General features: G+C 69.1%; 18 protein-coding genes and 1 tRNA gene. 10 read left to right on the top strand and 9 right to left on the bottom strand.

What is annotated here, in order from left to right; translation table 11 throughout:
* Positions 1 to 85 precede the first annotated feature (85 nt).
* Genes HQK15_RS12955 through HQK15_RS12965 form a run of 3 tightly spaced genes read left to right on the top strand, consistent with a single transcriptional unit; the run spans position 86 to position 4256 of the window.
* On the top strand, positions 86 to 760 hold the full coding sequence (locus HQK15_RS12955; protein WP_173491906.1) for a BON domain-containing protein: 675 nt from the start codon (positions 86 to 88) through the stop codon (positions 758 to 760).
* On the top strand, positions 757 to 3156 hold the full coding sequence (gene ppsA, locus HQK15_RS12960) for a phosphoenolpyruvate synthase (protein ID WP_173491907.1): 2400 nt from the start codon (positions 757 to 759) through the stop codon (positions 3154 to 3156). Before HQK15_RS12955 ends, ppsA begins: the two co-directional genes overlap by 4 nt.
* A 59-nt stretch (positions 3157 to 3215) precedes the next feature.
* Entirely contained in the window at positions 3216 to 4256 is a 1041-nt protein-coding gene (locus tag HQK15_RS12965; RefSeq protein ID WP_173491908.1) for an NAD(P)-dependent alcohol dehydrogenase, read from the top strand.
* A 24-nt stretch (positions 4257 to 4280) separates the two neighbouring features.
* Here the strand turns inward: HQK15_RS12965 and HQK15_RS12970 are convergent, their stop codons facing one another.
* The 3 genes from HQK15_RS12970 to HQK15_RS12980 all read right to left on the bottom strand — a co-directional run bounded on the left by HQK15_RS12970 (position 4281) and on the right by HQK15_RS12980 (position 6818).
* Entirely contained in the window at positions 4281 to 4466 is a 186-nt protein-coding gene (locus HQK15_RS12970; protein ID WP_173491909.1) for a hypothetical protein, read from the bottom strand.
* Positions 4467 to 4588: 122 nt separating this feature from the next.
* A complete protein-coding gene (locus tag HQK15_RS12975) occupies positions 4589 to 5872 on the bottom strand; it encodes a transthyretin-like family protein (protein ID WP_173491910.1) in 1284 nt (427 codons plus the stop codon).
* Positions 5873 to 5987: 115 nt separating this feature from the next.
* Positions 5988 to 6818, bottom strand: coding sequence for an alpha/beta fold hydrolase (locus HQK15_RS12980; RefSeq protein WP_173491911.1), 831 nt, complete (start codon positions 6816 to 6818; stop codon positions 5988 to 5990).
* Between the two features lie 74 nt (positions 6819 to 6892).
* Between HQK15_RS12980 and arr the strand changes: the two genes are divergently transcribed.
* Entirely contained in the window at positions 6893 to 7303 is a 411-nt protein-coding gene (gene arr / locus HQK15_RS12985) for an NAD(+)--rifampin ADP-ribosyltransferase (protein WP_173491912.1), read from the top strand.
* Between the two features lie 24 nt (positions 7304 to 7327).
* Here arr and HQK15_RS12990 read toward each other — a convergent pair whose 3' ends face one another.
* Entirely contained in the window at positions 7328 to 8509 is a 1182-nt protein-coding gene (locus HQK15_RS12990) for a DUF222 domain-containing protein (RefSeq protein WP_173491913.1), read from the bottom strand.
* Positions 8510 to 8775: 266 nt separating this feature from the next.
* On the opposite strand from HQK15_RS12990, the gene HQK15_RS12995 reads away from it, so the two are divergent.
* Together HQK15_RS12995 and HQK15_RS13000 are read left to right on the top strand one after the other, a co-directional pair.
* Positions 8776 to 9180: a VOC family protein gene (locus tag HQK15_RS12995; RefSeq protein WP_173491914.1), complete on the top strand. Its 405-nt coding sequence runs from the start codon at positions 8776 to 8778 to the stop codon at positions 9178 to 9180.
* Complete coding sequence (locus HQK15_RS13000; RefSeq protein WP_173491915.1) at positions 9177 to 9458, top strand: winged helix-turn-helix transcriptional regulator; 282 nt, start codon at positions 9177 to 9179, stop codon at positions 9456 to 9458. The genes HQK15_RS12995 and HQK15_RS13000 overlap by 4 nt, the downstream gene beginning before the upstream one ends.
* A gap of 21 nt (positions 9459 to 9479) precedes the next feature.
* Here the strand turns inward: HQK15_RS13000 and HQK15_RS13005 are convergent, their stop codons facing one another.
* Positions 9480 to 11204, bottom strand: coding sequence for a DEAD/DEAH box helicase (locus tag HQK15_RS13005; protein ID WP_173491916.1), 1725 nt, complete (start codon positions 11202 to 11204; stop codon positions 9480 to 9482).
* A gap of 139 nt (positions 11205 to 11343) precedes the next feature.
* Between HQK15_RS13005 and HQK15_RS13010 the strand changes: the two genes are divergently transcribed.
* A complete protein-coding gene (locus tag HQK15_RS13010) occupies positions 11344 to 11868 on the top strand; it encodes a hypothetical protein (protein ID WP_173491917.1) in 525 nt (174 codons plus the stop codon).
* 231 nt (positions 11869 to 12099) lie between these two features.
* Here the strand turns inward: HQK15_RS13010 and HQK15_RS13015 are convergent.
* The 4 genes from HQK15_RS13015 to HQK15_RS13030 form a co-directional block, all read right to left on the bottom strand.
* Positions 12100 to 12184: transfer RNA gene (locus HQK15_RS13015), tRNA-Leu, on the bottom strand.
* 97 nt (positions 12185 to 12281) lie between these two features.
* Positions 12282 to 12551 carry a DivIVA domain-containing protein gene (locus HQK15_RS13020; RefSeq protein ID WP_173491918.1) on the bottom strand — a complete coding sequence of 90 codons (270 nt, stop codon included), beginning with the start codon at positions 12549 to 12551 and terminating at the stop codon, positions 12282 to 12284.
* Positions 12552 to 12606: 55 nt separating this feature from the next.
* Entirely contained in the window at positions 12607 to 12861 is a 255-nt protein-coding gene (locus HQK15_RS18610) for a DivIVA domain-containing protein (RefSeq protein ID WP_173492232.1), read from the bottom strand.
* A 394-nt stretch (positions 12862 to 13255) separates the two neighbouring features.
* Entirely contained in the window at positions 13256 to 14536 is a 1281-nt protein-coding gene (locus HQK15_RS13030; RefSeq protein ID WP_367649169.1) for a DUF445 domain-containing protein, read from the bottom strand.
* Between the two features lie 72 nt (positions 14537 to 14608).
* Between HQK15_RS13030 and ypfJ the strand changes: the two genes are divergently transcribed.
* From ypfJ to hrpA, 3 genes are read left to right on the top strand one after another with little or no spacing between them, the layout of a single operon-like run.
* Positions 14609 to 15517: a KPN_02809 family neutral zinc metallopeptidase gene (ypfJ, locus tag HQK15_RS13035; RefSeq protein ID WP_173491919.1), complete on the top strand. Its 909-nt coding sequence runs from the start codon at positions 14609 to 14611 to the stop codon at positions 15515 to 15517.
* Positions 15518 to 15520: 3 nt separating this feature from the next.
* Positions 15521 to 16288, top strand: a complete 768-nt coding sequence (locus tag HQK15_RS18310; RefSeq protein ID WP_367649170.1) for a CPBP family intramembrane glutamic endopeptidase — start codon at positions 15521 to 15523, stop codon at positions 16286 to 16288.
* On the top strand, positions 16285 to 19884 hold the full coding sequence (hrpA, locus tag HQK15_RS13040) for an ATP-dependent RNA helicase HrpA (protein WP_367649171.1): 3600 nt from the start codon (positions 16285 to 16287) through the stop codon (positions 19882 to 19884). The genes HQK15_RS18310 and hrpA overlap by 4 nt, the downstream gene beginning before the upstream one ends.
* The last annotated feature ends 24 nt before the right edge of the window (positions 19885 to 19908 follow it).

Raw genomic sequence — 19908 nt, forward strand, 5'->3', positions numbered from 1 at the left:
TGGCGCGGCGCAGTCTGGGACGGCCACGTCCGCCCAGGGCGATCGAGCGGCACGCCGTCGGTCGCCCTTCCCAGGAGGTCTCCCGATGACCACCAGCACCACCACCGAGCACGACCGCGACCTGCGCATCGCCGTGGAGGACGAGCTCCACTGGACGCCTGAGATCGACGCCGCGGAGGTCGCCGTCTCCGTGGAAGACGGGCTCGTGACGCTCTCCGGGCACGTCCCCACGTACGCACAGAAGATCGCTGCCGGCCGGGCCGCGGCCAGGACCCGGCTGGTGAGCGACGTCGACAACGACCTGCGGGTGCACTACCGCGACGAGACCCCGACGGACGCCGACATCGCCAGTGCCGCGCGCGCGGCGATCGAGGCCCAGGCCGCGGTCCCCCCGGGAGCGATCACGGTCGAGGTCGACGACGGCTACGTGGGCCTGACCGGGGAGGTCATGTGGAACTTCCAGCGGGTGGCGGCCGTCAAGGCCGTGGGCCAGGTCGACGGCGTCCACGGTGTCGACAGCCGCATCACGTTGTCGCCGCGGCTGGACGCCGACGCATCCGAGACGACGGCACTGATCCGCAGTGCGATCAGGCGTCAGGCGATCCTCGATGCCGCCACCATCCACGTGCACGCCTCGGGCGACCAGGTCCAGCTGACCGGGACGGTGTCGTCGTGGGCCGAGAAGCACCAGGCCGAGCTCGCTGCCTGGTCATCGCCGCACGTCAACCACGTCGCCAACGGGATCGTGGTCCGCGCATGAGTGCTCCGGCGTTCGTCCGCAGCTTCTCCGAGATCGGCAACGACGACGTCGCCCTCGTCGGCGGCAAGAACGCCTCGCTCGGCGAGATGTACCAGCAGCTCGCACGGGCGGGCGTCCGCGTGCCCGACGGGTTCGCCACCACGGCCGAGGGATACCGCCACGTGCTCACCTCCGCCGGCGCCTGGCCGCGTCTCGCCTCCATCTTCGAGGGGCTACACCAGGACGACGTGGCCGACCTCGACCTGCGGGCGGCCGAGGCACGCGACGTCGTCTACTCCGCCGGACTGCCGGACGACCTGGCGTCACAGGTCATCGACGGCTATCACCGGCTGCAGGCGGAGTACGGGGACGACGTCGGTCTCGCGGTCCGCAGCTCTGCGACCGCCGAGGACCTGCCCGACGCCAGCTTCGCCGGGCAGCACGACAGCTTCCTGAACATCCGCGGCGAGGCCGACCTCCTCGACCACGTCCGACGCTGCCTCGCCAGCGTCTTCACCGCGCGGGGCGTCCACTACCGCCACCGCCACGGCTTCGACCAGCTCAAGGTCTCGCTCTCCGTGGGCGTCATGAAGATGGTCCGGTCCGACCTCGCGAGTGCCGGGGTCGCGTTCACCCTCGACACCGAGTCGGGATTCAGGGACGTCGTGTTCATCAACGGGTCCTACGGGCTCGGCGAGAACATCGTGAAGGGCTCCGTCGACCCCGACGAGTTCTACGTCCACAAGCCGACGTTCGAGGCCGGGCACCGTGCCGTGCTGCGCCGGCGCCTCGGCGGCAAGGCCCTCACGATGGTGCTCGGCGCCGCGGCCGCCGACGACCCGACCCACAACGTCTCGACCCCTGAGTCGGAGCGCGACCGCTACTGCCTGGACGACGCCGAGGTCCTCGACCTCTCGGCCACGGCACTGACGATCGAGCGACACTACGGCCGGCCGATGGACATCGAGTGGGCCAAGGACGGCGTCGACGGCGCGATGTACATCGTGCAGGCGCGCCCCGAGACCGTGGCCGCGCGAGCAGACGCGCGCACGTTGACCCGGTTCATCGTCCAGTCCCACGGCGAGGTGCTGAGCCGGGGGCGGTCGGTCGGTGACCGCGTCGCCCACGGCCGCGCCCGCGTCATCACCGATCCGAAGCAGCTGAAGGACTTCCAGCCCGGCGAGGTGCTGGTGTCGGAGATGACGACCCCCGACTGGGAGCCGGTCATGAAGATGGCGGCGGCCGTCGTGACCGACCACGGCGGTCGGACGTGCCACGCGGCGATCATCGCCCGTGAGCAGGGCGTCCCCGCCGTCGTCGGCACAGGTGACGGGACGACGCGCATCCCGGACGGTGCGATGGTGACGGTCTCGTGCGCGGAGGGCGAGACCGGCAACGTCTACATCGGCGAGGCGATGTATCGCAGCGAGGACGTGGCGATCGGCACCCTCGCCCGGCCCAGGACCCGCATGATGCTCAACCTCGGCGACCCCAGCCTGGCGTTCAAGACGTCGTTCCTGCCCAACGACGGTGTCGGCCTGGCGCGGATGGAGTTCGTCATCAACGACGCGGTCAAGGTGCACCCGATGGCCGCGGTTCACCCCGAGCAGGTCATCGACGCCGACGAGCGCGCAGCCGTTGAACACCTCGTCCGTGGTCACGCGGACGGCGAGTCGTACGTGGTCCAGCAGCTGTCCGAGGGCATAGCCACGATCGCGGCGGCGTTCCACCCCAAGCCGGTCGTCGTCCGGATGTCCGACTTCAAGAGCAATGAGTACGCCGCGCTGCTCGGAGGCTCCTCGTTCGAGCCGGTCGAGAACAACCCGATGATCGGGTTCAGGGGCGCGTCCCGCTACGCCCACCCGTCGTACGCCGAGGGGTTCGCCCTCGAGTGCCGGGCGATGCGCCGGGTCCGCGACGACATGGGGCTCACGAACGTCATCCTGATGATCCCGTTCGTGCGGCGTCTCGCCGAGGCTGATCAGGTCCTCGCCGAGATGGCCAAGCACGGGCTCGAGCGGGGCACCAACGGCCTCGAGATCTATGCGATGTGCGAGATCCCCAACAACGTGGTGCTGGTCGACGAGTTCGCCCAGCGCTTCGACGGCTTCTCGATCGGCTCGAACGACCTCACGCAGCTCACGTTGGGCGTCGACCGCGACAGCGAGCTGGTCGCCTTCGACTACGACGAGCGAGACCCCGGGGTGAAGCGGATGATCGCGATGGCCGTCGAGGGCTGCCACCGCAACGGCATCCACTCGGGTCTGTGCGGCCAGGCGCCGTCCGACTATCCCGACATGGCGGAGTTCCTCGTCGAGATCGGCATCGACTCGATGAGCCTCAACCCCGACAGCATCGTGCGGACCACGATGGCCGTGCTCGACGTCGAGAAGCGCCTCGGCCGCGTGCCGGCCTGAGTCCGGACGGTCCGACGACCACCACTCAACACCCATCCACCGACCGAGGAGACACCACCATGCGAGCACTTCAGTACCGCAGCATCGGCGCCGCGCCCGAGGTCGTCGAGGTCGAGCGGCCCTCCCCCGGTCCGGGTGAGGTGCTGCTCAGCATCTCGGCAGCAGGACTGTGCCACTCCGACATCTTCCTGATGGGCCTGCCGGCTGAGCAGTACCTGGGCCTGGGCACCCTGCCGATGACGTTGGGACACGAGGCCGTCGGTGTCGTCGCCGAGCTGGGAGCCGGAACGACGGGCGTGAGCATCGGAGACCTCGTGGCTGTCTACGGCCCGTGGGGCTGCGGACTGTGCGCGACCTGCGCCCGGGGCAGCGAGAACTACTGTCCGCACGCAGCCGGACTCGGCATCGTCCCGCCGGGGATCGGGGCTCCGGGCGGCATGGCCGACTTCATGATCGTCGACGACGTGCGCCACCTCGTCCCGATCACCGGGATGGACCCGGCTGCCACGGTGGCAATCACCGACGCAGGCCTCACGTCGTACCACGCGATCAAGGCAGAGTTCGACCTCCTCCTGCCCGGCAGCACGGCGGTCGTCATCGGTGCCGGCGGCTTGGGGCACGTCGCCGTCCAGATCCTCCGGGCCATGAGCCCAGCCACCGTCGTCGCGGTCGACATGAGCCAGCAGAAGCTCGAGCTGGCCGCAGCCGTCGGCGCCCACCACGTGCTGCCGTCGGACCAGCAGAGCGCGGCGGCGATCCGTGAGCTCACCGGCGGAGTCGGAGCTGACGTGGTATTTGACATCGTCGGGTCGGACGCCACGCTGACGATGGCTCGCGAGTGCGTGCGCGTCGACGGCTCGGTCGTGATCGTGGGCATCGGCGGCGGCCTCCTGCCGGCCGGGTTCTTCTCCACGCCGTTCGGCGTCCGGGTCCGCACCCCCTACTGGGGCACCCGGGACGAGCTCGTCGAGGTGCTCGCGCTGGCCCGCGACGGGCTCATCCGGGTCGAGGTCGAGACGTTCTCGCTCGACGAGGCGCCGAAGGCCTATGCGCGATTGCATGACGGTGACATCGCCGGCCGTGCCGTCGTCGTACCCTGACGGCTCAGCACCGGCTGCGCTGCCTCAGCCTGACAGCGCGGCGAAGGCGTCGAAGACCATGTAGGCGGGCCAGAACACGCCCTGGAAGAGCGCGTAGAGGTGCTCGCCCGTGCCGTCAGCCTGCTGCCAGAAGTAGAACCACGCGCCGAAGATGCCAAGCCCATAGATGGCCCCGCCGCCGTCAGCGGCACCCGACGAGGAGTCACCCATCGCTGGACTTGTCGAGGGGCACGGGTTCAGGCAGGGCGATCATGCCCCAGTGTCGCCCGGGTTCGCCGGGCGGCGCAGGGCCCTAGGTCGCTCACCGGGAGGCCTTCGTGCCCTCCTCGTCGTCAGCCGATCAGGGCCGTGATCGCCCGGCGGTAGTCAGCGGTCGTGGACGTCCCGCTGTAGTCGATCGTGAACCGCTGTCGACCCGCCGGGATGCCCTTGAGCGTCATGGTGGCCTTGCCCCCCTTGAGCGTGAGCGTCCGAGTCACGCCGTTGGCGTGCGAGACGGTGACCGTGCCGCCGGGGTGGTAGCCGGTGGCACGCCGGAACACCTCGATGCTGAACGTCGCCTTGCCGATGCCGGCCTTGACGGTCACGTCGGCGCGCGCGGCCGACCTGAGTGCGACCGTCTCGTTCTGCACGGACGTGCCCTCGACCGGGGAGAAGACCTGCGCATCGGCCCTGGCGTCGCTGTCGTACCAGCGCGACTCGTACGTGGAGCTCTCGAACTTCAGCTGCACGTTGTCTGCCGTCGCGGAGCGCAGGTCGTAGCGTCCCGTCTTCGAGGTGGTGACGCGCGTGTACGGGTCGGACGCGCCGACCGCGTAAGCACTCACGGCGAGGTCGTTGATCGGCTCGCCGTTGGTGTCGGTGGCAAGGCCGCGCACGTGTGCGGGGACGTGGTCGAGCACCTGGTCGTCCAGGGGCGTCGTGACCCCACCCTTCACGGTGACCGGGGTAGCAGAGCTCGACGGCCCGTCGGAGACGTTGTCGTCGTAGCACTCGTCGAGGTACGTCGACGTCGCCTCGTCGAAGCACAGCGTGTAGGTGCCGGCCGGCAGCCCGACGAAGCGGTAGGTGCCGTCAGCACCGACTGCCTGCTCGTCGTCATAGACCTGGTCGAACAGGATCTCGTCTGCGAAGTTCGGAGTGGGCAGGTCGGTCGACGGGCCCATGATCCGTGCCGTCGTCGTGGTCGACACACCGCTGTCGGCGCGAGTGACCTTGCCGGTCAGCACTCCTGCGGGCTGCGTCGTCACGTTGCGCGTCACGGTCGTGGTCGGCCGCTCCGCGAAGTTGCGGACCGCGGTCACCGCCCGGTGCTTCGGATCCCTCACGACGACGTACCGGTACAGAACCGCCTTGTTCTGGGGAATGGCGATCGAGTACGCACCCGAGCTGTTGGTCGTGACCGTCGTGATCGGCGAGACTCCGTCGCCGCTGTCTGCGTCCTGTCCGGTCAACGTGACCTTCGCGCCCGCCAGCGGCTTGCCGTCCAGCGTCACGACTCCCTTCACCTTGCCCTGGGTCGCGGCGTCGGCAGGTGCGACGAGCAGGCCGAGGGTCAGGGCGAGCATCGCCGAGAGCCCTGCCGACAGGCGGGTGACGCGGTGGCGCTGGGTCATGTGGAGCCTCCGAGAGCTGTTGCAGACATGTTGACACGACCAGAGATGCCCCGCTGGGTCTGTTGGTTGCCGTTCGTCGACACTTTTCTCAGATCAGCCACACATCAACCACGCATCAGGTCGAGCGCTGCGCGAGGTGCTCGCGCATCGCCGAGACGACGTCGTCTCGGCGATCGATGAACAGGTAGTCGCTGCCACACAGGTCGACGACCCGGCCGTCCGCCGTGTCCTGGGTGAAGCGGTCACGACAGGCGGCGCGCCAGGCTGCCTCGGGCCCCTCCCGCTGGTCTCCGATGGCGTAGATGGCCAGCGCGGGCGCGGCGATGTCGGTGTAGGGGTGCCGAAACCTCGTCAGGGCCTCGACGAACGGCGCGAAGTCCGGGCCGGAGTGCCGGTCCACCACTGACCCGTCCGGCCGGGTGTCCACCGACGAGCGCAGCATCGCGTCGAAGGCCGGTCCCCTGACGTCGGGCAGCAACGCGTGGACGTGGTCGACGTAGTCCTCGTAGGAGGCGAAGTGGTCCGGGCCCGGGGTCTCTTCCTGCCACTTGGACGTCGGGTTGTCGGCCCAGTCATAGGCACCGTCGAGATAGACGACGCTGGCAACGCGACGAGGATGGCGAGCCGCGAGGGCTGATGCCTCCCCTCCCCCCATCGAGTGCCCGACAACATGGGCACGGGCGATGCCCAGGGCGTCCAGCAGGCGTCGCGCGTCCTCAGCGCCGTCGCTGAGCGCATAGCCGGTCCGGACCCGCTCAGAGGCACCGTGCCCGGGACGGGTCAGCGCCACCACGCGGAACCGGTCGCTCAGGTGCGGGGCCAGCTCGGCGAAGACATGGGCCGTGCAGCCGAGGCCGGCCAGGAGCAGCACGGGCTCTCCGTCGCCGCCCCAGTCGAGGTGGTGGAGGCGCACGCCGTCCAGGACGACGAACTGGTCGGAAGGCATGTCGACCGGACCCTGCATCCGTCGACCGTACCGCGCACGAGGTCGTGCGGCCGGAACTCGCCTACGCTGGGGGTGTGAGCACTGTGCTGGACGACGGGCCGTTCTTCCACGGCACGAAGGCTGATCTGCGGGTGGGCGACCTCCTCACCGCGGGCTTCCGGTCGAACTACAGGCCCGAGATCGTGATGAACCACATCTATTTCACCGCTCTGGTCGGCGGCGCCGGGCTGGCCGCGGAGCTCGCGGCAGGCGACGGCGCCCCACGCGTGTATGCCGTCGAGCCGACCGGGGAGTTCGAGAACGACCCGAACGTCACCGACAAGAAGTTCCCCGGCAATCCCACCCGGTCCTACCGCAGCACGGAGCCCGTCCGGGTGACCAGCGAGATCACCGACTGGCCGCGCCTGAGCCCCGACGAGTTGCAGGCCTGGCGCGATCGCCTCGCTGTGATGCGCGCCGACGAGCGCGACGAGATCATCAACTGATCCGGTGTCCGGGGTCGCGTCTGTTCAGGCGGCGTCGAGGTAGGCGAGCATCTGGGTGAAGTCGTCGGCTCCGGGGTCGGGTGGCAGGCCGGTGACCTCGACGGGTGTGTCGGGGTCCCATGCTGCGATGGGGAGCGGGTCGGGGTGTCGTGTGTAGGTGTGCCCTGTGCGTGTGGTCCATTCGAAGCTTCCGGGCGAGGGTTGTCGTAGCCTCAGGTGGTCTTCGGTCTTGAGGTTGTGGGCTCGTCGGTGCAGTGGGCCGGTGTTCGCTGCGTTGGTGTCGGCGGGCCAGGGGTCGCTGTGGTCGATGTCGCAGGCCCGTACTGGCACTGATGCGGTCGGGAAGATGCTGGTGCCGTCGCGGAACCCGAGGACCTGCTTGAGGCGGGTGGGGGCCAGCCGGCCGAGCCAGGTCACGGTCAACAGGTCACCGACATCATCGGTGACCAACCGGTACAGCACGCTGGTCTCGTCGGCCAGGGCTGCGCGGATGATGTGGGCGGGGATGGTGGCGGTGCGGTCGGTCAGTTCACCGGGGGTGTCGCTGAATCCCATCAGCGACGACAACGGCACCGTGACACCAATGACGACCTGGTAGCCGAGTCCGCCGTCGCGGCGGCCGAGCAGGGTGTCGGCGAGCAGGTCGGTGCGGGCCTGGTCGATCGTGCGGTCATCATCGGCGGGCAGGGCGTGGGCGGTCTTGGTCAACGACTGCATGATCGCTGCCGCATCAGCCGAGCCCAGGTCAGCGGTCAGGCGGGTCATCCCGTCCCCGAGGGGTCGCAGACCCACGGCCCGGTCGGCGAACGCCTTCACATGCCTGTCTTTGGACGCGCCGGCTTCGGTGCGTTCGACCCACCGGTCCAACCACCGGGTCGCCTGCCCCGGCGTCAGACGCGCCACCCGGTCGACCGCCACATCATCGAGCGCGGTCACCGACTCGGCGCGGGTGAGCCGGCAGCCGGCACGGTCGATGGCCTCCACATGGGTGGTCGGGATGCGTCCGTCGTGCCACGCCTGCCACACCACCGGCATCCTCGAGCGGAGCCGGCGGGCGCGGGCCACAGCCCGTTCGACCGTCGGGACCGGCAACCTCATCGCCAACGACAGCTCGTGCACGGCACTGTCGACCCGCCGGCGTCCCTGACCCTCGCTGATCCGCTCACCGGCAACCCGGGCCCGGTCGACATAGTCCAACAGGTCCAACGCCTCAGCCGCATCACACGAGGCCTGGGCTTCGCGACGCAGCACGATCTGATCGATCGTCTCCCGGTCGTCCAACCCCATAAACACCCCTCGATTGCAGCCTTTCCTCCACTCTAGAGACAGGGTCAGACAACACGTCTGGACAGCGACAGCCACAGCGCTCGCTCGGCCGAGACGGCCGACTCAGGCCACGGCATCGAAGGTGCTGGCGACGAATCCGGCGATCAGCTGTTGACGCGGCACTTGTATTTTGCAAGTGTGACGTCATGAGCCTCTTCATCACCTGCCCCGTCGACAGCGTCGACCGCGCGACCGCCTTCTACACCGCCCTTGGCTGGACCCTGAATCCCGAGATGTCCGACCACAACGTGTCGTGCTTTGCGATCACGCCAGGGCAGTACGTCATGCTCGGCAGCCGCGAGATGTATGCCGGCGTCGGTGGCACCGAGGACCTGATCGGCGGACCCAAGACACCGTCGAAGGTCACCGTCTCCTTCGATCTCGACAGCCGCGAGGCCGTCGACGAGCTGGTCGCACGAGCAGGCGACGCCGGAGGACGGATCGGTGACACCGACGACTATCCGTTCATGTACCAGCGCCAGTTCGACGACCCCGACGGCTATCACTACTCCCCGTTCTGGATGAAGCCGGACACCGACTCGACCACGTGAGCGACCTCCCTGCCGCTCTGGAGATCGTCGGAAAGCGGTGGGCCCTGCTGATCGTGGAGAAGCTGCTCGAGGGGCCGCAGCGCTACGGCGACTTGCAGCGCGACCTCGGAGTGCCGACCAACATGCTCGCCACCCGCCTGCGCGAGCTCGAGGCTGCTGGCGTCCTGCGTCGCCTGCCCCTGCGGCACAACACCCGCGCGTATGCGCTGACAGATCGCGGACTCGCGCTGGGCGATGCGATCACCGCGCTTGCACGCTGGGGCAGCGACAAGAGCTGACGGCGCACAACCCTCACTCCGTCACGCGCCGTCCGCCGTCATGGTCGAGGGCGGCAACCAGTCGGCGCCGAGGAGCTGCGCGAGGTCGGTGAGACCGGTGGTGTCGCTTCCCACCGAGTCGGACGCCGCGGCGATCCGCTCCACCATGACCTTGCCGACCTGCTCCTCAACGGTGCCCTCGGCGTACGCGATGTGCCACGGCGAGACCTGATGGTCGCGGTGGGTGCGACCGGTCACCTGACGCGCGGCGATGCCCGAGAAGCGGGCCTGGTGGAAGATGCCGACCCGGGGCTCCGTACTCGCCTGGCGGCCGCCTTCAAGGGCCTCGCCGGCGTGGAGGCTGATCGAGGCGACCGTGGTGAAGACGCACACCTTCGCCTCGCCGGTCTGGAACCGGAGCCGTTCGGCCTCGGCGTCGAACCGGTCGCCGCCGTAGATCGTGGCCACGTCGATGCCGGAGTCGCGCAGCCGATCGGCGATCGGATCGGCCGCGGTCGTGACGAACTCGACCGAGCACGCCACCTGCCGGTCGGCCTGGACCTGCTGGGCGATCCAGGCGACCGTCGAGTCGACGCGGATCAGCCCGGCCTTCTGCCGGAAGCGCAGCAGCGCCGCCCGCCCCTTCGCCACGCTGCGGCCGCGTCGGGCAAGGTCCATCTCTCGGCAGAACTCTCCCCACTCAGCCTCGTAGGCCGTCCGCTCCGTCGGCGTGAGCGTCACCGGCATGCCGGAGATCGGCACCGGCCCCCACGGCGCCGAACGGTGCAGCATCGCCGGAGGACGCTCGTCGGAGAGCCAGCCGCGCACCAGCTTCAGGTCTGCGGCACGTCGTGCTGGATCAGTCGTCCATGTCGCGCCATAGCGGCCGTGATCCACTCCCACGCCGTGACGCTCGAGGGCTGAGGCGAACGCCGAGCCGGCCTGCGTCGCGGAGGTCCACTCCCGCATCGGCTCGTCGAGCACCTGCGCATAGGCCGGAGCCAGATAGGGCAGCTCGAGCGGCGTGTGTCCGGGCGTCGCGGTGGTCGCGATGACGAATGGCGCCTTGTCGTGCGGGCGTCCGTGACCCGAGACCTTCGCCCAGACCTTCCACCGCTTCGTCGACGTCCGTCGAAGCGCGTGGGCCTCGTCCGCGATGATCACGTCCCACGCGTGGTCCTTGACCTTGTCCAGCCGGTCCCACGTGATCACGACCCACTCCAGACCCCCGTCGCCCAGCGCCGTGATCGTGCGGCCCCAGTGGCCGATGGTGATGGCGGCGGGCCGATCGGCCACGACGAGCACCCGTCGCGCACCGCGCAGGTCACCGACCGCCGTCGCGCCGAGGACGGCCGAGATCGTCTTGCCGACTCCCGGCTCGTCGGCCAGGAGGAACAGCCGGCCACCTGCGGCCGCACGTTCGGCGATCGCGTCAGCCGCCTCGAACTGGATCATCCGCGGCTCGAGGGCCCCCGTCGGCTCGGGGCTGGGCGTCGGGTCATCGGGGTTGAGGACGTTCTCGATGAACCGACCGAGCGTGTAGGGCCCGGGGACATAGGGGGCGAGATGCGGGGGCACAGCGCGCCCGACGAACAGGTGGGTCTTGACCGCCGGGTGCCACGAGGCGCCGTCGACCTGCGTCCCGTACGGGACGTCGAGCACCCAGACGCGCTCCCCCGGGCCGCAGGTCGGCAACGGCTGAACCGCCCCACCACGGCGCGAAGCTGCGCTGCGCCGACGGGCACCTGATCGGCGGGAACTGGCCACTCCCGGACGCTACATGGCCAACCGCGTCAGTCAGAGGTGGCTCGCCTGGGCAGACGCGAGTGACCACCTGAGACGCCCGGACCGTGCAAGGCTTACGGCCGTGACTCTTCGATTGCCGCGCACCGACAAGAGATCCTCTGTGATCCTGCTCGCGGCCCTCTGCATCGTGGTCGTCGCCACCGCCATCGTGGTGACTCGCGGAACCACAGACGACGGCCCTGCACTGGTCAGCGAAGCCGACGGTTCGACCTCCGCCACGCTCGGATCAGTGGACGCCAAGGAGTACAGAAGCGCGTACTTCGGGAGTGTGTGCGTGAGCGGGCCAGGGAAGGTCACCATCCGGTCGATCGCACCCATCGACCCTCAGGGTGGTCTCAAGGTCACCGACTTCTCGGTCGTCACGAGAAGGGACGACGCAGCATTGCTCGGCGCGTCAAACGGGCGACTGCGCGATGAGCCCTCCTTCCAAGGAGGCCACACCGTGACAACAACGTGCCCGGGCGAGCCGTACGCAGAGCTGTTCGTCGAGGTCTACAAGCCCGGCCTCGCGGACACCGGTGCGCACGAGTTCACCATCACGTACGACTCCGACGGTGACACCCGATCGACGAAGCTCCGCTTCGGGTTCGGACTATGCACGTCGAACACCTGCGACGTCGCGTAGCCAGCTCGAGCCAGAGGCATGTCGATCGCGACGTCGCCCTGGCGAGCCTGCCGCATTCGCGATCAGCCAGAAAGGCGATGACAGCCCGTTTCAGCTCACCTCGCGGCGAGAGACAGCGATCGTCGACGGCGGTCAGTCGCGGTGGATTGACCGCCGTCCCGCGCAGCTCGCGGGCAGCCGGCCTAGAAAGCACAAAACCCCCACACCGGCGAGAGTGTGAGGGTCTTGCAGTGTCCGAGGGGGGACTTGAACCCCCACGCCCGTAACCGGGCACTAGCACCTCAAGCTAGCGCGTCTACCATTCCGCCACCCGGACATGCACCCCTATTTGCGGGACGCGGTGCAGCACTGAACTCTAGCAAAGGCCGAGCCGTGAACCGAATCGGGGCCACCCCGTCTGCGCCGTCCGCGGCTCAGGCGTCGGGGCGCCCCTGCGATGCCAGCACCTCGAGCTCGTCGAGGGCCTCGTCGACCGCTGTCATGACGTAGCCGCGACGAAAACGGACGGGCGTGAACATGACCTCGTGGATGCGTTGCGCGAGCGCCGGGTTGGGCAGCTCGCCCTCGAGCTCTGCGAGGACGTCCTCGAGGAAGATCTCGACCTCGTGACGGTCATAGCCCTCGCTGATGCCGGCCAGCTCGAAGAGCGGCTCGGCGACGCGGGCAGTCGTGTCTCCAGTCATGGCAGCAGATGATGCCACAGGACAACCCGTCTCCAACACCGGATGTCGACGGGTGTCAGGACGCGCCCGGCCCCCCGGCGGCAGCGGCGCGCGCGACGTCGAGGAAGTCGTCGACCTGGGACATGTCATATCCGCGGCGCAGGCGCGTCGGCGTGAACCGCACCTTCAGGATGCGATCGGCGAGGGTCGGATCGGGCAGCCGCGCGGACAGCCCACGCTGCAGCTCGTCGACGAACTCGTCGACCTCCGACATGTCGTAGCCCTCACGAAGTCGCGTGACGGTGAACGCGGGCACAGGCAGTGAAGACATGCTCACACCTTGCCATGGCCGGTTTCATGGGGAGAATTGGATGAGGCCCCGGGAAGTATGAGTTCCCGGGGCCTCGCTGTGACAAGTCGTGATGATCCTCATCGAATCCTGGACCTTCCCTCTCCCCCGTCGGCCGCATCACCGGCTGACTGCCGTTGGCTTGCGCCGCTGGCCATGGGTTCGAATCTGGATCCGTTCCCGCTCTCCCGAAGGATTGCGTAGGTCATTTGTATGCCCTGGACAGGGGCCGCGCAAGGGATTTTCGGCCCTATTTCAGAGAACCTTGCCGACGCACGCAGATGTCCACAGTGTGATGCAGGTCACCCACAGTTCACCTGAAGTTACCCACAGGTTGTCCACACTTGTGGACCGACTCTCGACGTCTACTCGAGGGTTAGATGACCGTCGAGATCGCGTGGATCACGACACCGGCGAGACCACCGACGACAGTGCCGTTGATCCGGATGAACTGCAGGTCTCTGCCGACGTGCAGCTCGATGCGCTCGGCGGTCTCCTTGCCGTCCCAGCGGTTGACGGTCGCGGAGATCACCGTGGCCACCTCGTGGCCGTAGTGGTTGACGGCGTAGGCGGCGACGTTCGAGATCGTGCTGTCGACCCGTGCACCGAGCGCGGGATCGTCGATGAGGCGACGACCGAGGCGGTCGAGCTCCTCGCGGGCACGCGTCCGCAGCAGGCCCGTCTCGTCGCCGAGCGAGCCGATCAGAGCTCGCCGCAGGGCGTCCCAGAGCTGCACGGAGGTGGTGCTGACCCGCGGCTGCGACAGCATCCGCACCTTGAGGCGCTCGAAGCGCTCCATGGTGGCCGGGTCCTCCTGCAGGTCGCTCGCCAGCTCGCGCAGCCAGTTGTCGAGCGCGATGCGTGCGTTGTGGTCGGGCGTGCGGCCGATCTCGGCCACCCACTCGACGACCTGCTCGTGGACCCAGGTGGCGACCCTCTTGTCGAGCCACTGCGGCGTCCACGAGGGGGCGCGGTTCTCGATCAGCGCCGCGACCTCGTCGTGGTTGTGCTCCAGCCAGCGGCCGAGCTCGTCGACGGCCAGGTCGACCAGCCCGCGGTGAGCGTCGTCGCGCAGGACCTCGTCCATCAGCTGGCCGACGACCGGGCTCAGCTCCTCCTCCTGCAGACGCGGGATGAGCGCCTCCTGGATGACGGCGGCGACGTCGGTCTCCTTCACGTGCGACAACGCGTCGGCGAGGATACGAGACCCTTCACGCACCAGGCGGTCGGCGTGGTTGCCGTCGACGAGCCACTCGCCGACCCGCTTGCTAACGCCGGCCGACGCGATCCGCTCGCGGATCACGTCCTCCTTCAGGAAGTTGTCGGCGACGAACTCCTGCAGGCTCTCCCCCAGCGACGCCTTGCGGTTGGGGATGATCGCCGTGTGCGGGATCGGCAGGCCCAGCGGGTGCCTGAACAGCGCCGTCACCGCGAACCAGTCGGCGATCGCACCGACCATGGCCGCCTCGGAGCCGGCATTGACGTAGCCCAGCCAGCCGGTGTCGTGGTCGCGGGTCAGGACGTAGATCACGGCCGCGAGGATCAGGAGCGAGAGCGCCAGCGCCCGCATCTTGCGCAGTCCCTTGAGGCGGACGAGATCTCCGTCCGACATGCCCTCGGGCATCGCAAAGCTGGTGGCGGTGTTCGTCGAGGTCACACGGCGACACTATCCGCGCGGCGACCCTTCTGCCCGGGAGCGAACACGCCGCGGCTGCGTACACTTCTGGCCATGAGCTTCAACGAGGGCGCGAACCTCGACACGAGTCAGGTGACCGGTGGCGGGTCGCGCGGCGGGCTGGCCATCGGCGGCGGCATCGGCGGCCTGGTCATCGTGCTCGTCGCGGCGTTCCTCGGCATCGACCCGGCGGTCCTCGGCGCCGGCGGCGGCACCGACCCGTTCAGCACCAACCAGGTGCAGGGCGGCGGTGACGACGCGGGCGAGACGTTCGACCAGTGCAAGACCGGCGCCGACGCCAACCGCGACGACACCTGCCGCATCATCGGCACGGTCAACAGCGTCCAGGCCTATTGGGAGGACGCCCTGCCGGCCGACGTCAGCCGGCAGTACCGTGCCGCCAAGACAGTCATCTACTCCGGTGCCACCCAGTCGCCGTGCGGCACCGCGTCCAACCAGACCGGGCCGTTCTACTGCCCCAGCGACGAGCGCATCTACATCGACGCCAGCTTCTTCGACGAGCTGACCAGCCGCTTCGGTGCCGACGGCGGTGCGCTCGCGCAGGAGTACGTCGTGGCGCACGAGTACGGCCACCACGTCGAGAACATCCTCGGCTTCCTCGCCAAGGGTCAGGACGGCACGACCGGCCCGCAGAGCGGCGGCGTCCGCATCGAGCTGATGGCCGACTGCATGGCGGGCGTCTGGGCCAACCACGCGTCGACGACCACCGACGCCGACGGCAACACCCTGCTCGAGCCGCTGACCGACCAGGACATCCAGTCCGCCCTGTCCGCCGCCGCGGCCGTCGGCGACGACCACATCCAGGAGAGCCTCGGCGGCGGCAACGTCAACCAGGACTCGTGGACCCACGGCTCCAGCGAGTCGCGCCAGAAGTGGTTCCTCGCCGGCTACGAGAGCGGCACGGTCAACGCCTGCGACACCTTCAGCACGAACGACCTCTGATCGGTGTCTGACCCACGACCCGAGGGGGCGAGGCGGCTCTCGGTCGAGATCTGGATCGTCCTCGGGCTGTCGCTCGGCGCGTCCGGCGTCTTCGCCTTCGTCAATCTGATCCGCAAGGCGACCCTGCCCGGCGGCCTGCGCGACCAGACCGCGACCCTCAACGGCACCCGTGACGACCGCGAGGTCTTCGACTTCGTCTTCCAGGTCCTCAACATCGGGTTCGCCCTGGTCCCGGTCGCGCTGGTCCTCTACCTGCTGAGCCTGGATCACGTGCGGGAACGGGTCAGCGTCCGGCTCGGGCTCGACCGGGCGCGGTGGAGGTTCGACGCGCTGTCGGGTTTCGGCCTCTTCGCGCTGATCGGCATCCCCGGCCTCGCGTTCTACTTCGTCGGTCGCGCCTTCGGCATCACGGCGGAGATCATCCCGTCGCCCGACATCGAGTACTGGTGGACGATCCCGGTCCTCATCCTCGCCGCGCTGCAGAACGCGATCCTCGAGGAGGTCGTCGTCATCGGCTACCTGATGACGCGCCTCAAGCAGATCGGCTGGACCACGACGTCGACGATCGTCGCCGCGGCAGCGTTGCGCGGCAGCTATCACCTCTATCAGGGCGTCGGCCCCGGCATCGGCAACTTCGTGATGGGCCTGGTGTTCGGCTACTGGTTCCACCGGACGAAGCGCGTCATGCCCCTCGTCATCGCCCACACCTTGCTCGACGTCGTAGCCTTTGTCGGCTACCTCCTGTTCGCCGATGCACTGGGCCTGAAGTGAAGATCTCGTACGACCCCGCGCTGCCGATCACCGATCGGCACGACGACATCGCTGCTGCCATCCGCGACCACCAGGTGGTCGTCGTGGCCGGCGAGACCGGCTCCGGCAAGACCACACAGCTGCCCAAGATCGCGTACGAGCTCGGTCGCCGGACCATCGCGCACACCCAGCCCCGTCGCATCGCGGCCCGGTCGGTCGCCAAGCGCATCGCCGACGAGTGCGAGGTCGAGCTGGGGGCCGAGGTCGGCTATGCCGTGCGGTTCGACGACCAGTCGGGCGCCGACACCGCGATCAAGCTCGTCACCGACGGCCTGCTGCTCGCCGAGCTGCAGCGCGACCGACGGCTGTCGCGCTACGACACGATCATCATCGACGAGGCGCACGAGCGATCGTTGTCGATCGACTTCCTGCTCGGCTACCTCAAGCAGCTGCTCCCCCGACGACCTGACCTCAAGGTCGTCATCACGTCGGCGACGATCGACGTCGAACGCTTCGCGGAGATGTTCGATGCCCCGATCATCGAGGTCAGCGGACGGACGTTCCCCGTCGAGGTGCGCTACAGGCCCGCCGCCGAGACCGGCGCCGACGACGAGCTCGACGCGATCGCCCAGGCCGTCTCCGAGCTGCCGTCCGAGGGCGACATCCTCGTCTTCATGTCGGGCGAGCGCGAGATCCGCGACGCGACGGACTACCTCAACGGCAAGAAGTATCCGCGCACCGAGATCCTCCCGCTCTACGGCCGGCTTGCCGCGGCCGACCAGCAGAAGATCTTCAGCAGTCACCCGGGCCGCCGCATCGTGCTGGCGACCAACGTCGCCGAGACGTCCCTGACCGTGCCGGGCATCCGCTACGTCATCGATCCCGGGTTCGCCCGCATCTCGCGGTTCAGCCAGCGGCTCAAGGTGCAGCGGCTGCCGATCGAGCCGATCTCGCAGGCCAGCGCCTCGCAGCGCGCCGGCCGTTGCGGCCGCGTCGCCGACGGCATCTGCATCCGGCTGTACTCCGAGGAGGACCACGACGGTCGTCCCGAGTTCACCGACCCCGAGATCCAGCGCACCAACCTGGCCTCGGTGCTGCTGCAGATGTCCTCGCTCGATCTCGGCGACATCACCGACTTTCCGTTCCTCGACCCGCCCGACTCCCGATCCGTCAGTGACGGCCTCAACCTGCTCTACGAGCTCGGGGCCCTCGACGCCCGCAAGGCCGGCCGCGGTGGCCTCACCCAGATCGGTCGACGCATGTCGACCCTGCCGACCGACCCGCGCCTGGCCCGCATGCTGCTGGCAGCCGACCGCCTCGGCTGCCTCGGGGACGTCCTGGTGATCGTGTCGGCGATGTCGATCCAGGATCCGCGCGAGCGTCCCCTGGAGCACCAGCAGTCCGCCGACGAGAAGCACCGCAGGTTCCGTGAGCCCGACTCGGACTTCCTGTCGTACCTGACCCTGTGGAAGTACATCCGCGAGATGCGTGACGAGCTCTCCAGCTCGGCGTTCCGCAGGCTGTGCCGCGACGAGTTCCTGCACTGGCTGCGCATCCGCGAGTGGCAAGACGTCCACTCCCAGCTGCGTCGCACGGCCAAGGAGCTCGGGCTCAAGCCGGGCGCCGTGGGCGCAGACCCCGACCGCATCCACCAGGCGCTGCTCGCCGGCCTGCTCTCGCACGTCGGCCTGCGCGACACCGACGGTCGGGAGTTCCTCGGCGCCCGCGGCGCCAAGTTCATGGTCTTCCCCGGGTCGGGGCTCGCCAAGAAGCCCCCGCGCATGGTCATGGTCGGCGAGCTTGTCGAGACGGGCCGACTGTGGGGTCGCACCGCGGCGAAGATCCAGCCGGAGTGGGTCGAGGCGGTCGGCGAGCACCTCATCAACCGCATCTACAGCGAGCCGCACTGGTCGCGGCGTCGTGGCGCGGTGATGGCCCGCGAGAAGCTGCTGCTCTACGGCATCCCGCTGGTGGCCGACCGGCTCGTGCAGTTCGGCCGCATCGACCCGGTCGTGTCGCGCGACCTCTTCATCCGCCACGCCCTCGTGCAGGGCGAGTGGCGCACGCAGCACGCCTTCTTCGCAGCCAACCAGCGCCTGATCGCCGGCGTCGAGGAGCTCGAGGAGCGACTGCGTCGCCGCGACCTGCGCGTCGACGACGAGACGCTCTACGCGTTCTACGACCAGCACGTGCCCGCCGACGTCGTGTCGACCCGCCACTTCGACTCGTGGTGGAAGAAGGCCAGGCACCGCGACCCCGACCTCCTGACGTTCGACCCGGCGATGCTCAGCAACGGACCGGACGACGCCGACGAGGAGTTCCCGCGGGAGTGGCACTCCGACGGCGAGTCCTACCCGCTGACGTACGCCTTCGAGCCCGGCATGACCGACGACGGTGTCACGGTCGACCTGCCCGTCGAGCGGCTGCTGAGCGTCGACGACCGTGCGTTCGACTGGCACGTGCCGGGGCATCGGGTCGAGCTCGTCACCGAGCTCATCCGATCGATGCCCAAGCGGCTGCGGCGCGAGTTCGTGCCCGCCGGCCAGTTCGCACCGCGCCTCGTCGAGGCCATGGACCCGGGCGCTTCCGACCTCAGCGAGGAGCTCGCCCGGCAGATGCGGATGCTCAACGGCACCGTGGTGTCGCCGGACGACTTCGACTTCACGGCCCTGCCGTCGCACCTGCGCGTCACGTTCCGGGTCGTCGAGGACGGTGCCGAGATCGGGCGCGGCAAGGACCTCGCGACGCTGCGGTCCGAGCTCAGCAGCCATGTGCGCAAGGACCTCACCAAGGTCGCTCGCCAGGAGGAACGCGCCGGGCTCAGGCGCTGGGAGGTCGGCACGATCGACCCGACCATCACGGCCGGACAGGTCACGGGTTATCCGGCGCTCGTCGACGAGGGCACCTCGGTGGCGCTCCGCGTGCTCGACAGCGCGGCGGAGCAGGCGGTCGCCATGGTCAGGGGCCAGGCCCGGCTGCTCTCATACGCGCTGGCGACACCGGTCCCGCAGATGGGACGCTCACTCGACCTGCACGCCAAGCTCCTGCTCTCGACCGGTCCACACCAGGACGCGGCGGCGGTCATCGAGGAGTGCTGGCTCGCGGCGCTCGACTCGCTCGTCGTCAAGCACGGCGGGCCCGTGTGGGACGAGGCGACGTTCGGCCTGCTGCACGACACCGTCCGGGCCGAGGCGTACGACGAGACCGAGCAGGCGGTGCACGCCGTCATCGGGACACTCCAGGCGCTCGGCGAGGTCACTCCCCTGCCGTCGACCGAAGCCGGCGAGGACGTCCGGGTGCAGCTGTCGTGGCTGATCTACCCGGGCTTCATCCGCGACGCGGGTCTGGCGCAGCTGCGCCGTCTGCCGCTCTACCTGCAGGCCGCCAGGCGGCGTCTGGACGCACCCCTGACCGACGACCTGCTCGCCACGCAGGGCCTCGAGGCGAGGTTCCACGAGCGGACGGCGTCACTGACGCCGTGGGCGCGACTGTCGCCCGAGGTGCAGCACGTCCGCTGGGCGCTCGAGGAGCTGCGCCTGAGCCTGCTGGCGCAGAACCTGCGGACGGCGTTCCCGGTGTCGGTCAAGCGCGTGACGGCGCTGGTCGACGGTCTCTGACGCCGAGCGGCGCAGACCGGTCCG

The organism is Aeromicrobium stalagmiti, assembly GCF_013283745.1.
GTDB lineage: Bacteria > Actinomycetota > Actinomycetes > Propionibacteriales > Nocardioidaceae > Aeromicrobium > Aeromicrobium stalagmiti.